Below are 12,930 nucleotides of genomic sequence, written 5' to 3' on the forward strand. Positions count from 1 at the left end.
CCTCACCCGTACCCTTCTGCGCGTGTCACCGTCCGAACCAAGCGTGCTGATCGACGCCACGGCCGTCCCGACGGACCGCGGGGGCGTCGGTCGGTACGTGGATTCCCTGGTGGCGGCGCTGGACGCGGACGGCGCGCGGCTGAGCGTGGTGTGCCAGCCGCGGGACGCGCGGCTGTTCGACCGGCTCGCGCCGCGGTCGCGGGTCGTCACGGCGGCGGACGCCGTCGCCACCCGCACCGCGCGGCTGACCTGGGAGCAGACGTCGTTGCCGCGCCTGGCGTCGCGGCTGGGCGTGCAGGTGGTGCACTCGCCGCACTACACCGTGCCGCTGGCGAACCGGGCGGCGTCCGTGGTGACGCTGCACGACGCCACCTTCTTCACCGACGCCGCGCTGCACTCGTCGGTGAAGGCGCGGTTCTTCCGGGCGTGGACGCGGGCGTCGCTGCGGCGCGCGGCGTTGTGCGTCGTGCCGAGCCGGGCCACGGCGGACGAGCTGGCGCGGGTGGCCGGCGCGGACCGCCGGGCGCTGCACATCGCGCAGCACGGCGTGGACACCGACCGGTTCCACCCGCCGACCGCCGCCGAGGTGGCGGAGGTGCGCCGGTCGCTGTCGCTGGGCGACGCGCCGTACGTGGCGTTCCTCGGCGCGCTGGAGCCGCGCAAGAACGTGCCCGCCTTGATCCGGGGTTTCGCGCAGGCGTGCCGGGGCCGGACCAACCCGCCGACGCTGGTGCTCGCGGGCCAGCCGGGCTGGGACGGCCAGGTGGAGCGGGCGCTGGACGCGGTGCCGCACCGCGTCCGCGTGATCCGGGCGGGTTACCTGCCGTTCGAGCGGCTGGCCGGTTTCCTGGGCGGTGCCGAGGTGGTGGCCTACCCGTCGCTGGGCGAGGGTTTCGGCCTGCCCGTGCTGGAGGCGATGGCGTGCGGCGCGGCGGTGTTGACCACGCGCCGGTTGAGCCTGCCCGAGGTGGGTGGCGACGCGGTCGCGTACTGCGGTGTCGGCGCGGGTGACATCGCGGCGGCGCTCGGTGCGCTGCTGGACGACCCGGTGCGGCGGGACGCGCTCGCGGCGGCGGCCCTGGTGCGTGCCAAGGACTTCTCGTGGGCGTCGTCGGCCGCGCGGCACCGCGTGGCGTACGAGCGGGCGGCGCGGGCGCACCGCCGCTGAACCGGTATCGCGTGGATCACTCGATCCCGCGGGTGCTTTTGATACCCCCCGGGGGTATGGTTCCCGGCATGAACGCGACCTGGAAGACGGCGGCCTCCGCGACCCTGCACTGCCTCACCGGCTGCGCCATCGGCGAAGTCCTGGGCATGGTGATCGGCACCGCGCTGGGGCTGTCCAACGGCGGCACCATCGCGCTGGCCGTGGTGCTGGCGTTCTTCTTCGGCTACGCGCTGACCCTGCGCGGCGTGCTGCGGGCCGGCGTCGGCTTCAAGGCCGCCGTGAAGACCGCGCTCGCCGCCGACACCGTGTCCATCCTGGTGATGGAGGTCGTGGACAACGGGGTCATGCTGGTCGTGCCGGGCGCGATGGACGCGGGTCTCGGGTCGTGGTTGTTCTGGGGCGCGTTGGCGTTCTCGCTCGCGGTCGCGTTCGTGCTCACCGTGCCGGTCAACCGGTGGCTGATCGCACGCGGCAAGGGGCACGCCGTCGTGCACCACCTCCACCACCACTAGGGTGACCGCCGTGACGCGCTACGGAGACGGACTGGCGGTCGTGACCGTCACCTACTCGCCAGGGGAAACCCTCGACGGCTTCCTCACCACCCTCGCGGCGGCCACCACGCGGCCGGTCACCGTGGTGCTCGCCGACAACGGCTCCACCGACGGCGTGCCCGAGCGCGCGGCGGCCGAGCACGACCACGTCGAGTTCCTGCCCACCGGCGGCAACCTCGGCTACGGCGCGGCGGCCAACCGGGGTGTCGCCGGGCTGCCCGACGACATCGGCTGGGTGGTCGTGGCCAACCCCGACCTGTCGTGGGGCGCGGGCAGCCTCGACGTGCTGCTGGAGGCCGCGAAGCGGTGGCCGCGCGGCGGCGCGTTCGGTCCGCTGATCCGCGAGCCCAACGGGGTCGTGTACCCGTCCGCGCGGCAACTGCCCGCACTCGGCCGCGGGCTCGGGCACGCCGCGTTCGCGAAGGTGTGGCCGGACAACCCGTGGACCGCCGAGTACCGGCAGGAGAAGGCGGCGGTGCGGGAGCGCACCGCGGGGTGGCTGTCCGGGTCGTGCCTGCTGCTGCGGCGCGAGGCGTTCGACTCGGTCGACGGGTTCGACCCGCGTTACTTCATGTACTTCGAGGACGTCGACCTGGGCGACCGCCTCGGCCGCGCCGGGTGGCTGAACGTCTACGTGCCGGACGCCGAGGTGACGCACATCGGCGGCCACTCCACGGCCCGCGCGTCCAAGCGGATGCTGGCCGCCCACCACAGCAGCGCGTACCGCTACCTCGCCGACCGCCACCAGGGCCCGTTGTGGGCGCCGTTGCGGCTCGCCGTGCGTGCCGGGCTCGGGTTGCGCCTCAGGCTGGTCACCCGCGGCTGACCGGCCCGCCGCTCACATCGCGCGGTAGTCGCGCGGGGAGAACCGCGGGCCGAAGCGCGGCTTGCGCGCCCCGGACAGCTCCAGGTACCGCACCGCGCGGTGGCGCTGCGGCGCGTACGGCGCCAGCACCTCGGCCATGCCGTCGTCGTCCAGCGGCCGGCCGAGCAACGCCCAGCCCACGAAACCCGCCAGGTGGTAGTCGCCGAAGCTGACCGCGTCCGCGTCACCCCACGCCCGCTGCGCCACCTCGGCCGCCGTCCACGGACCGATCCCGGGCACCTTGCACAGCAACGCGCGCCCGGCCGCGCCGCGCAACCCGGCCGCCGCCTCCAGCCGGTGCGCCACCTGCGCCGCCGCGACCAGCGCCCGCCGCCGCGCACCGTCCACACCGGCCCGGTGCCACTCCCAGTCGGTGATGGCGAGCACCGCGCGTGGTGTCGGCGGCACCCGCAGTCCCGTCGGCGCGGGACCCGGCGCGGGCGTGCCGAAGCGCGTGCACAGCTCGCGGTAGGACCGGTGCGCCTCGACCAGCGTCACCTTCTGCTCCAGGACCGCGGGCAGCAACGCGTCCCACACCCGCCCGGTCGAACCCAGCCGGACGCCGGGCAGCCGGCGGCGGGTCGTGGCGACCAGCGGGTGGTGTGCCACGAACGCCGCGTCGTCGTCGTCCGCGCCGAGCAGCGCGGGCAACCCGTCCAGCAGCCACGCCGCCCCGTCGCCCCACGCCTCGGCCACCACGTCGTCCGGCCGGGTCACGCGCAGCGTGCCCGGCCCGTCCGGGGTGTTCGCGGTCAACCACACCCCGTCGTCGACGTGGTGCGCGACGTCACCCGCACCCCGCCGGAGCGGGGCCAGCACCGCGGCCACGTCCAGCGGGAACGGGGGACGCCACGTCCTAGACATCGGCCGAGAACCGGATCCCCGCCTCGGGCAGCACCACACCCGGCCACACCCGCGCGCCGCCGACCAGCTCGCACCGCGCGCCGATCACGGCGTTGTCGCCGATCACCGCGTCCGCCACCACCGCACCCGCCTGGACCAGCGCGTTCGCCCCGAGCACGCTGCGCTCGACCCGGGCGCCCTCGCCGACCACGGCGCCGTCGAACAACACCGCGCCGTCGACCACCGCGCCCGCCGCGACCGTGCAGCCCGCGCCGATCGTCGCGCCGCCGGTCACCACCGCGTCCCCGGCCACCCGCGCGCCCGGCAGCACGACCGCCTCGCCCGCCGGCGCGGGCAGCGCCGCGGACGGCGCGACACCGCGCACCAGGTCCGCCGAGCCGCGCACGAACGCCGCCGGCGTGCCCAGGTCCAACCAGTACGACGCGTCGACGTGGCCCTGGAGCCGCGCGCCCGCCGCCAGCAGACCCGGGAACGTCTCCCGCTCCACCGACACCGGCCGGCCCGCCGGGATGCCCTCGACCACCTCGCGCCGGAACACGTAGCAGCCCGCGTTGATCTGGTCGGTCGGCGGGTTCTCCGTCTTCTCCAGGAACGCGGTCACCCGGCCCTCGGCGTCGGTCGGCACGCAGCCGAACCGGCGCGGGTCCTCGACCTTCACCAGGTGCAGCGTCACGTCCGCGGCGGACTCGCGGTGCGTGGCGAGCACGCCACGCAGGTCCACACCGGACAGGATGTCGCCGTTGAACACCATCACGTCGCGCTCGCGCAGCTTGTGCGCCACGTTCCGGATCGCGCCCGCCGTGTCCAGCGGCACGTCCTCGACCACGTACTCCAGTTCGAGGCCGAGCGCCGAGCCGTCGCCGAAGTGCTCCTGGAACACCTCCGCCTTGTACGAGGTGCCCAGCACGACGTGCCTGATCCCGGCCTCGCGGATGCGGGACAGCAGGTGCGTGAGGAACGGCACCCCGGCCGTGGGCAGCATGGGCTTGGGGGCGGACAGGGTCAGCGGCCGCAGTCGGGTTCCCCTACCCCCGACCAGGACCACCGCCTCGACGCCTTGCAGCTCCGACATGCCGTTTTTCCTCCTCCGCTTACTTCAGCCCGTGGATGCGAATACTCTGGCATGAGCACCATGCCGACCCGGGCGCAGGTCCGGGTCGCCGATCGGCACCGCCGGCGCACCCGCCGGCCCAAGGGACACGCAGGAGAGATCCGGATGGACCCCCGCGCTCGGGCCGACGCGGCGCTCGCCCGTGCTCGTGCACGTGGCATCCACGTCGTGACGCCGGACAACATGACGTCGCCGATGGACTCGTCGGCCACCCAGCAGATCCCGCGGTCGATGGTCGACGCGGCCGATCCCCGCCAGGCGGACCCGGACTCCACCATGGTCCTGTCGGCGCACGTCGCGGCGGGCGGCGCGCCCACACCGCCCGCGCCGGAACCGGAGCTGCGGGTCGCACCCGGACCGGTGCCGACCGTGCAGCAGGTGGAGACGTCCCGGCCGTCGTTGTCCCAGCGGTTGTCCGGCGGGCAGGAGCAGCGACCCCGGGGCCTCACCCAGCGCCTGGGCGGCGACCACCGCTGATCCGGTCGAGCGCCGCCTCGACCATCGGGTGCAGGTCGTCCACGTTGGACGGCATGGCGTCCAACGGCCACCACTGGAGGTCGAGCGACTCGGCGCTGCGCACCGGCCGCGCACCCAGCGGGGCGCGGACCAGGAAGCGGACGTCGAAGTGCCGCGTCGGGACGCCCAGCGAGCACGTGATGGGGTGCACGTCCAGGTGGATCGGCGTCGGCTCGATGCGCAGCCCCCGGATGCCCGACTCCTCCGCGGCCTCCCGCAACGCCGCACCGGCGAGCGTCACGTCCGACGGCTCGCAGTGGCCGCCGAGCTGGAGCCAGCGGCCGACCCGCGGGTGCAGGGTGAGCAGCGTGTGCTCACCGGTGGCGTCCAGGACGAGTGCCGACGCCGTGAGGTGGCCGGCCGCGCACGACCGCAGGCAGGCGTCGTCGCGCGCGGCCAGGAAACCGAGGTAGGACTGCCGCAACGCCTCCTGCCCCCGGTCCGCCGGCCGCCACGCGTCGAGCACCGCCACCGCGTCCGCGTGCAGCGCGCCGACCGGGTCCGGCCCGATCCCGTCCGGTTCGCCCCGCGGTGATCGGGTCGTCACAGTTCCAGGAACCCCTCGTCCAGCGCCCGCGGCGGGCGGGGTGTCAGCGGTTCGGCCGGGTGGCCGACGGCGACCGCGCCCAGCGGCTCCCACGACGGGGGCAGGTCCAGCACCTCGCGCACCACGTCGGGGCAGAAGATGGTGGACGACACCCAGCAGGAGCCGACGCCCTCCGCCGCCAACGCCACCAGCAGGCCCTGCACCGCCGCGCCGCCCGCGATGGTGAACATGGTGTGCTCCGCCGCCGACCGGGCCGGGTCCGGGTAGTCGTGCGCGCCCTCCGCCACCAGGAACGGCAGGACGATCTCCGGCGCGTCGCGCAGGAAGTCGCCACGCGCGAGCCGCCGCTCGACCTGCTCCGGCCGGAAGCCGTCACCACGCAGGTCGGCCGCCCAGCGCTCGCGCATCGCGTCGAGCAGCGCGGTCCGGCGTTCCCGCAGGTGCGCGAACCGCACCGGCCGGGTGTGGTGCGGCGCGGGCGCGGTGAGCGCCGCGCCGACGGCCCGCCGCAGCACGGCCGGGTCCACCGGCTCGTCGGTGAACGAGCGCACCGAGCGGCGCACCAGCAGGGCTTCCGCCCGACCCCGCGCCACCGCCTCCTCGACCCCGAGGTGGAACAGGTCGTCCGCGACGGGCCGGGTCAGGTCGCGGGCGGTGGAGCCGTCGTCGGCCACCGGCAGGCCGCGCACCACGGCCACCGGCACCCCGCCGAGCTTGCCCTTCACCAGGTCGGCCGCCGCGGCGATCTCGTCGGCCACCGCGACCTCGGTCACGTGCAGCTCGTTGCCCTGGCCGTCCACCGCGCCCGCGTAGCGGTGCACGACGGCGAGACCCGCCGCGCCGATCGCGGCATCGGTCTGGCCGACCCGCCACGCCCGGCCCATGGTGTCGGTGACCACCACGGCCACGTCCACGCCGAGCGCCACGCGCAGGCTCGCCCGCAACGCCGCCGCCGAGCCGTCCGGGTCCACCGGCAGCAGGGCGATCTCGTCGCCCGCCACGTTCGACGCGTCCACACCGGACGCCGCCTGCACGACGCCGAGCTTGTTCTCCGTGATCAGCGTCCGGCCGCGGCGGGCCAGCACGCGCACCGCCTCGGACTCCACGTAGGACCGGCGCACGGCGTCCCGCTGCTCCGGGTCGGCGGGCACGGCGACCAGCCGACCCTCCACTTTGGACAACACCTTGCTGGTCACCACGACCACGTCGCCGTCCGCGAGCCACGGCGCGGCCGACGCCAGCGCGCCCGCCAGGTCGTCACCGGGCCGGAACTCCGGCAACCCCGGCACGGGCAGCACGGTCAGCCCGCCGGCCGCCGCGTGGTCGGGCACCGCCTCAGCCAACCCGCACCCCGGCGAGTTCCAGCGCGGCCCGCGCCATCGCGGCCGTCGCGTCCACATCGGACATCAGCAGCGGCACCGCGCGCACCGCGACCCCCGGCACGTCGGAGCGGTCGCCGGTGTGCACCAGCCAGCCGTCCAGGACGCCGTCCTCGGTGGTCTTGCGGGAACCGTAGAGCCGGCCGACCGCCTCGGCGGAGGTGTCCACGCCGATCGCGGTCAGGCACGCGTCCGCCATGCCGCGCAGCGGCTTGCCGCCGACGATGGGCGACAGGCCCACCACGCCCGCCTCGGTCTTGCGCAACGCGTCCCGCACGCCCGGCACGTTCAGGATGGTGCCGACGCTCACCACCGGGTTGGACGGCGCGACCAGCACGGCGTCCGCCGCGAGCACCGCGTCCACCACGCCCGGCCCGGCGGTCGCGGTCTCCGCGCCGACCGACGCGAACGACTGCGCCGGCAGGCCCGCCCGGTGCTTCACCCACCACTCCTGGAAGTGGATCGCCCTGGTCTCGTCGCCGTCGGCGACCACGACGTGCGTCTCCACCCGGTCGTCGGACATCGGCAGCAGCCGCACGCCCGGCTCCCACCGGTGGCACAACGCCTCGGTCACCGCCGAGAGCGGGTAGCCCGCGCGGAGCATCCGCGTGCGCACCAGGTGCGTCGCGATGTCCCGGTCGCCGAGCCCGAACCACGTCGGGTCGGCCCCGTAGGCGGCGAGTTCCTCCTTCACCGCCCACGACTCGCCCGCCCGGCCCCAGCCGCGCTCGACGTCGATGCCACCCCCCAGGGTGTACATGCAGGTGTCGAGGTCGGGGCAGATCCGCAGCCCGTGCATCCACACGTCGTCCCCGGTGTTCACCACCGCGGTGATCTCGTGCTCGGGCCCACCCAACAACGCCTTGAGGCCGACGAGGAACCGCGCCCCGCCGACCCCGCCCACCAGTACGACGACCTTCACGGGTCGCCATCCTCCCACCGCTGCCCGGAGGGGCGGCGGTGAGGGCGGTTCACCGCCAGAACATGAACGTGGCCTGCCCGAACCGCGCCCACAGCTCCTCGCCGCCGACCAGCCCGAACACGGCGTAGGAGAGGTCGAAGAACACGCGTGCGATGCTCGGGAACCCGATCAGCACCGCGAAGAGCACCAACGGCGCCCACGGCCGGGCCTTCGCGCCGAACTGCCGCGCCTGGTACGACATGTACGGCTCGATCACGCCCCACCCGTCGAGGCCGGGGATCGGCAGGATGTTCAGCACGAACGCGAAGACCTGCAACAGCGCCAGGTAGGACAGCGCGGCGGCGAGGCCGGCGGGCGGTGTGAACAACAGCACGGACAGGCTCAGCACCGCGCCGAGCACGAGGTTGCTCAGCGGTCCGGCGAGCGACACCATCGACTCGACCCGCTTGTCGCGCAGGGCGTGGTGGTTGATCCACACCGCGCCGCCGGGCAGCGGGATGCCGCCGAACGCCAGCAGCACCAGCGGCAGCACGACGGACATGACCGGGTCGGTGTAGCGGCGGATGTCGAGCGTGAGGTAGCCCTTCGCCGCCACCGCGTGGTCGCCGCCCCGGTAGGCGACGATCGCGTGCCCGAACTCGTGCAGGCACAGTGAAACCGCCCACCCGCCGAGCACGAACAGGACGGTGCCCCCGATCAGCGCGGGGTCGGACTCGTCGAACAGGGTCAGCACGGCGCCTGCCACCGTCACCGCGAGCAGGCTGAGGAACAGTGGACTCGGTCGCACCGCTGATCGCTTCACCCTTCCAGTGTGGCCTCCTCGATCCGGTGCCACACAAGGGCGTGTTAGGCCATCCGCGCAGCCGTTATAGCTCGGCGTGCCGCCTAAATCACCGTGTGTGCTGCCAGTCAAGGTTTTTGCGGCCGACCGCGCGAATATCCCCCGTCCTGTGGACTCCGCTTGACCGGGTGTTGTGACACAGGTGTAATCACATCGGTGTCATTCGGCGTTGTGGGGACGTCGAGTGGTGTCCGCCAACCGGGGAGAGCGGAAGGCGAGGAGGCGGACGGATGCGGGAATTCGACGGGGGTCGCAACGTGGACGGGGACGCGTCGGCACGGGAGCCGGCGGTGTTGTCCGATCTGTTCGACGCGACCGACGAGCAGGACTGGCAGGAGCGCGCCCTGTGCGCGCAGACCGACCCCGAGGCGTTCTTCCCCGAGAAGGGCGGCTCCACGAGGGAGGCCAAGCGGATCTGCCTCGGCTGCGAGGTGCGCTCCGAATGCCTGGAGTACGCGTTGCAGCACGACGAGCGCTTCGGCATTTGGGGCGGGCTGTCCGAACGCGAGCGGAGGAAGCTCAAAAAGCGCGCGGTGTGATCCGCTTCGTGATCGTGCCGGCTTACCGTGGGCGTCCCACGGCGTAGTCGGACGAACGAGGAGCGGCTAGTTGACCAACGGCGCCACGCCACGGCTGCGCAGCGCGCCCGTGCTGGCCGTGCTGGTGTGCCACGACGGTGATCAGTGGCTGGGCACGGCGTTGTCCGCGCTGCGCAGGCAGCGGCCGAAACCGCGGCACGTGATCGCGGTCGACACCGGGTCGCTGGACCGCACGCCCGATCTCCTCGCGGAAGCCGCCGAAGGTCCCGACCGGGTCCTCGACGGCGTGCTCAGGCTGCCCCGCGGCACCGGTTTCGGCGCGGCCGTGCACGCCGCCGTCACGCACGCCGTCGAGCGCTGGGGCGACCCCGGCGCCTGGCTGTGGCTGCTGCACGACGACTGCGCCCCCGCGCCGGACTGCCTGTCGTCGCTGCTCACGGCCGCCGAGGTGGCGCCGTCCGCGGCGGTGCTCGGCCCGCTGGCCCTGGACTGGGCCGATCCGCGGCTGGTCGTGGAGGCGGGCGTGTCCACCGACGCGTCCGGGCACCGGCAGACCGGGTTGGCCGGCGCGGCGCCCGCCGGGCTGTCCACCGCGTTCGAGCAGAGCACCGAGGTGCTGGCCGTGCCGTCGGCGGGTTCGCTGGTGCGGCGCTCGGTGTGGGACGCGCTCGGCGGGTACGACCGGCGGCTGCCGCTGTTGCGCGACGACGTGGACTTCGGCTGGCGCGCCAACCGCGCCGGCCACCTGGTGTTGTCGGTGCCGGTCGCGCGGGTGCGGCACGCGCGCGCGGTGTCGCGCGGCGTGCGCCGGTTGGACGCCGCCGCCGCCCGGCCCGGCCCCGCGCTGCGCGGCGTCGACCGCGCGCACGGGCTGCGCACGTTCCTGGTGAACTGCGGCACGGTGTCGTTCGCCCTCGGCCTGCCCCGGATCGCGGTGCTCGGCGTGCTGCGCGCGGTGGGTTTCCTGCTGCTGCGCAGGTTCGGCGACGCGCACGCGGAACTCGGCGCGCTCGGCTACCTGCTGGGCGGGCGCGGCGGGCTGCTGGCGGCCCGCGCCGCGCGGCCCGCGAAGGGCGTCGTGCGCGGGTTGTTCACCAGCAGGCTGACCCGGCTGCGCAACGCGGCGCGTGGTGCGGCGGCGTACCTCGTGCGGCGGCGCGTGCAGGCGGACGCGGCGCTCGGCCGCTTACCCGAGGGCGACGCGTGGTCCGACGCGTGGTCCGCACCGTCCGATGTGGAGCGTCGCGTGCTCGGCCCGGCGGCGTTGCCCGCGGGCGCGTTGTCCCGCAGGCGGCCGGTCCGGGTCACCGGCGGGTTGCGGCTGCCCGCGACCACCGTCGCCGTCACCGAGGTCGCTCCGCCGTCGCCCCGGCCGTCGCCCGGACCGCGGGGCGCGCCCACCCGGCCCGAGGTGCTCTTCGTCGAGGTGGACCGCGCGCGGGTGTTGCGCTCGCTGCTGCTCGGGCCGCCGCTGCTGCTGGTGCTCGGGCTCGCCGTGTTCGGGGTGCTCGCCAACGCGGGCCGGCTCGGCCTGGACCTGACCGGTGGCCGGCTCCTGCCCGTGCGGGACCTGGCGGACACCTGGTCGTCGTACCTGGCGGCGTGGCACCCGATCGCCGGCGGCACGACCGCGCCCGCGTCGGCGGCGCTGGCCGTGCTCGGCGTGCTGGGCGTGCTGCCCGGCGGACCACCCGCCGCGGTGGCCGCGTTGTTCATCGGCGACGCGCCGCTGGCCGGACTGGCGGCGTACATCGCGACCCGTTCGCTGCCCGTGCGGCGGCCGGTGCGCGCGGTGGTGGCCGCGGTGTACGGCGTGCTGCCCGCCGCCACCGCGGCCGTCGGGCAGGGGCGGCTCGACGTGGTCGTGGTGCACGTCCTCGTGCCGTTGGTGTTCGCCGGCGGGTACGCGGTGCTGCGTGGCGGGAGCGCCACCACGTGGCTGCCGGTGGCGTCCGGGACGGCGTTGGCGCTGGCCGCGCTCGGCGCGTTCTCCCCGTTGGTGCACGCGTTGGCGGCGGTGGCCGTGCTGGTCGGGTTCGTCGTGGTGCCCGGTCGGGTCGGTGACGGCAGGCGGCGGGTGGCGGGGTTGTTCATCGTCGTGCTGCTGCCGATGGCGTTGCTGCTGCCGTGGCCCGCGGTGGTGTTGCAGCACCCGGCCGTGGTGCTGCACGGCGTCGGGGCGCGCGCCGCGTCCGTGCCGGTCGGCGTGGTGGACTTGCTGGCGCTGCGGCCCGGCGGACCTGGCCCGGTGGCGTTCACGGGTGTGCTGGTGGTGGTGTTCGCGCTGGTCGCGGTGGTGACGCGGCCGTCGCGGGCGATGCTGCCGGGGCTGGCCGTGGTGGTGTTGGCGGGGTTCGCGGTGATCGTGCTGCGGACCGTCGGGATGACCCCGGTGGGTGGCGGTCCCGCCGTGACCGGGTGGACCGGCGGCCCGCTGGTGGTCGCGTCGTGGGGGTTGCTGTGGGTGGTGCTGGCCGCGTGCCGGCGTGACGCGGTGCCCGTGCCGTGGCCGCGGGTGGCGGGTGTCGCGGGTGTGGTGGGGCTGGTCGGGATGGCGGGCGCGGGTTTCGCCGGCCTGCGCTCCGGGCCGTTGACGGCGGGCGCGGCGGAGCTGCCGCCGTCCGTCGCGCAGGAGCTGCCCCGGACCGGGCGGTCGGTGCTGGTGCTCGGCACGCCCGTCCGGCAGGTCGCGGGCCGGCTGCCCGCGTTCGGCGACGACGACCTGGTGCCGGTCGCGGGTGCCGCGGCGAGGCTGGAGCGGTGGGGGCGTGACCTGCTGTCCGGCTCGGGCGCCGAGGCCGGGGCGGCGCTGGCCCAGGCCGCGGCGGCGGGCGTGGCGTTCGTCGTGGCGCCGGACGAGGCGGCCGGCCGGCGGTTGCACGAGGCGGTGGGCGACTTGGCCACCCCCGCGCCACCGATGACCGATGGGCGGCCGGTGTTCCGGGTGCAGCTCGCGGCGGGCAACGCGGTGCTGCTGTCACCCGAGCTGGCCCGCCGGGCGCGGACCGGCGGCACCCCGCCCGACGCGCTGGGCGCACCGGGCATGGCCCCGGTCGAGGCCGGCCCACCCGACGTCGGCGTCCGGGTGTCCGACGGTCCGGACGGTCGTCTCCTGGTGGTGGCGGCGGAGGAGGAACCCGGCTGGACCGCGCTGGTGGACGGCCGTCCCGCGCCGGTGGTCCGGGCGTGGGGGCACCTGGTCGGCGTGCCGGTGCCCGAGGCGGGGGCGGAGGTGCGCGTCGAGGTGCCCGGCACGCAGCGCGAGCTGTTGCTGCTGGTTCAGGCGGCGGCAGCCTTGTTCACCGCCCTGACCGCCCTACCCACGCGCCGCCGACCGGACCCCACAAGAAGCCGCGCCCCCTAACCACCACCGCCCGCCAACCCCCAGGCCACCCCCACCCGGGCCACCCACCCGAGCCACCCCCACCCGGGCCACTCGCCCGCCCGCCTGTTCGCGCACTCGCTTGCCCACTCGCCCGCCCCACGCTGCCTGCCAGCCCCCCGCCGCCGCAGCCTGCCTGCCCGCCCCCGCCTGCCCGCGCGCCCGCCGCGCGCCTGACTGCCCGCGCGCCCGCCACCGGTCCGCCGCTCGGTCAGGCCGCTCGCCCTTCGGTCCGGCTACTCGCC

Annotated in this window: 12 protein-coding genes; 6 read left to right on the forward strand and 6 right to left on the reverse strand. The window is 75.4% G+C overall.

Annotation, left to right across the window (positions count from 1 at the left end):
* Nucleotides 1–43: 43 nt before the first annotated feature.
* From KZQ38_RS03575 to KZQ38_RS03585, 3 genes are all read left to right on the forward strand, one after another.
* Complete coding sequence (locus KZQ38_RS03575) at nt 44–1,168, forward strand: glycosyltransferase family 4 protein (RefSeq protein ID WP_219439337.1); 1,125 nt, start codon at nt 44–46, stop codon at nt 1,166–1,168.
* 68 nt (nt 1,169–1,236) lie between these two features.
* A complete protein-coding gene (locus tag KZQ38_RS03580; RefSeq protein ID WP_219438300.1) occupies nt 1,237–1,680 on the forward strand; it encodes a DUF4396 domain-containing protein in 444 nt (147 codons plus the stop codon).
* A 10-nt stretch (nt 1,681–1,690) separates the two neighbouring features.
* Nucleotides 1,691–2,545: a glycosyltransferase family 2 protein gene (locus KZQ38_RS03585; protein WP_219438302.1), complete on the forward strand. Its 855-nt coding sequence runs from the start codon at nt 1,691–1,693 to the stop codon at nt 2,543–2,545.
* Nucleotides 2,546–2,557: 12 nt separating this feature from the next.
* Here KZQ38_RS03585 and KZQ38_RS03590 read toward each other — a convergent pair whose 3' ends face one another.
* Together KZQ38_RS03590 and manB are read right to left on the reverse strand one after the other, a co-directional pair.
* Complete coding sequence (locus tag KZQ38_RS03590) at nt 2,558–3,448, reverse strand: DNA-3-methyladenine glycosylase family protein (RefSeq protein WP_219438303.1); 891 nt, start codon at nt 3,446–3,448, stop codon at nt 2,558–2,560.
* Nucleotides 3,441–4,520, reverse strand: coding sequence for a mannose-1-phosphate guanylyltransferase (gene manB, locus KZQ38_RS03595; protein WP_219438305.1), 1,080 nt, complete (start codon nt 4,518–4,520; stop codon nt 3,441–3,443). Before manB ends, KZQ38_RS03590 begins: the two co-directional genes overlap by 8 nt.
* Before the next feature lie 144 nt (nt 4,521–4,664).
* Here manB and KZQ38_RS03600 point away from each other — a divergent pair, with 144 nt between their 5' ends.
* On the forward strand, nt 4,665–5,036 hold the full coding sequence (locus KZQ38_RS03600) for a hypothetical protein (RefSeq protein WP_219438307.1): 372 nt from the start codon (nt 4,665–4,667) through the stop codon (nt 5,034–5,036).
* Here KZQ38_RS03600 and KZQ38_RS03605 read toward each other — a convergent pair.
* Genes KZQ38_RS03605 through KZQ38_RS03620 form a run of 4 tightly spaced genes read right to left on the reverse strand, consistent with a single transcriptional unit; the run spans nt 5,005 to nt 8,725 of the window.
* The gene (locus KZQ38_RS03605; RefSeq protein WP_308258221.1) at nt 5,005–5,622 is read right to left on the reverse strand and encodes an NUDIX hydrolase; all 618 of its coding nucleotides are present in this window, start codon (nt 5,620–5,622) and stop codon (nt 5,005–5,007) included. The genes KZQ38_RS03600 and KZQ38_RS03605 overlap by 32 nt on opposite strands.
* Nucleotides 5,619–6,953, reverse strand: a complete 1,335-nt coding sequence (locus KZQ38_RS03610; protein WP_219439341.1) for a coenzyme F420-0:L-glutamate ligase — start codon at nt 6,951–6,953, stop codon at nt 5,619–5,621. Before KZQ38_RS03610 ends, KZQ38_RS03605 begins: the two co-directional genes overlap by 4 nt.
* Before the next feature lie 4 nt (nt 6,954–6,957).
* The gene (gene cofD, locus KZQ38_RS03615) at nt 6,958–7,923 is read right to left on the reverse strand and encodes a 2-phospho-L-lactate transferase (protein WP_219438310.1); all 966 of its coding nucleotides are present in this window, start codon (nt 7,921–7,923) and stop codon (nt 6,958–6,960) included.
* 49 nt (nt 7,924–7,972) lie between these two features.
* On the reverse strand, nt 7,973–8,725 hold the full coding sequence (locus KZQ38_RS03620) for a site-2 protease family protein (protein WP_219438312.1): 753 nt from the start codon (nt 8,723–8,725) through the stop codon (nt 7,973–7,975).
* A gap of 269 nt (nt 8,726–8,994) precedes the next feature.
* Between KZQ38_RS03620 and KZQ38_RS03625 the strand changes: the two genes are divergently transcribed.
* Both KZQ38_RS03625 and KZQ38_RS03630 read left to right on the forward strand, forming a co-directional pair.
* Nucleotides 8,995–9,303, forward strand: coding sequence for a WhiB family transcriptional regulator (locus KZQ38_RS03625; RefSeq protein WP_257900587.1), 309 nt, complete (start codon nt 8,995–8,997; stop codon nt 9,301–9,303).
* Between the two features lie 70 nt (nt 9,304–9,373).
* On the forward strand, nt 9,374–12,667 hold the full coding sequence (locus KZQ38_RS03630) for a glycosyltransferase family 2 protein (protein ID WP_219438314.1): 3,294 nt from the start codon (nt 9,374–9,376) through the stop codon (nt 12,665–12,667).
* The last annotated feature ends 263 nt before the right edge of the window (nt 12,668–12,930 follow it).

This window comes from Saccharothrix obliqua (genome assembly GCF_019375475.1).
GTDB classification, from domain to species: Bacteria; Actinomycetota; Actinomycetes; order Mycobacteriales; family Pseudonocardiaceae; genus Actinosynnema; species Actinosynnema obliqua.